At 42.4% G+C, this 646-nt stretch carries 1 protein-coding gene; it reads right to left on the bottom strand.

Features of this window, described 5'->3' with window-relative positions:
• The coding region (locus tag ACS8FC_RS18410) for a transporter substrate-binding domain-containing protein (RefSeq protein ID WP_439297852.1) at positions 1-384 on the bottom strand (384 nt) is incomplete at its 3' end.
• Positions 385-646 lie beyond the last annotated feature (262 nt).

Here is a 646-nt window from a genome sequence, read left to right as displayed (position 1 = left end):
ATACGGTTCGCTGAAATCCACTTTTTCTTGACGCTCAGCCGTGATAGACATACCTGCGATAACGGCATCATATTTTTGTGCCAATAGACCTGGGATAATACCGTCCCAATCCTGAGCAACGATTTCACACTTGGCTTGCATCTGGTCACACAAAGCGTTGGCAACATCGATGTCAAAACCAGCCAAGCTACCATCAGCATTGGTATAGTTAAACGGAGGGTAAGCGCCTTCGGTTGCAATGCGGATGGTTTTGCCAGTCGTTTCTGCGGCAGGTGCGTCAGCGTTGGCATCAGTAGTTTCATTGGCAGGTTGACTACAAGCACTCAGCATCAATGCTGCAGTGACGGTCATTGATGACCATAGTAGGCGAGAATTCGACATCATACGTTCCTTAAATTCTGATGGGTGTTGACATAAATTTTTGACAGGATTTTTTGACTTCGGGTTCTGATACTTTGTTCTCTGACGTCCCTGACAGACAAGCAATATAGATAGCAGAATAATGGACAGCCGTTAAAATCGACCGACTATAAACCTTTTGATAATACCTGAGTAAAAAATCAAAAACAAACGTTTTGCATACTTGCAGTGACTATCGAGTAATAAAGGATAAACAATAGTTACGGTATAGTGATTTTTATATTTG

This window comes from Psychrobacter sp. 1Y4, from assembly GCF_051847555.1.
Note: the sequence above shows the minus strand (reverse complement) of the source record. Positions and strands in the feature narration are given on the sequence as shown.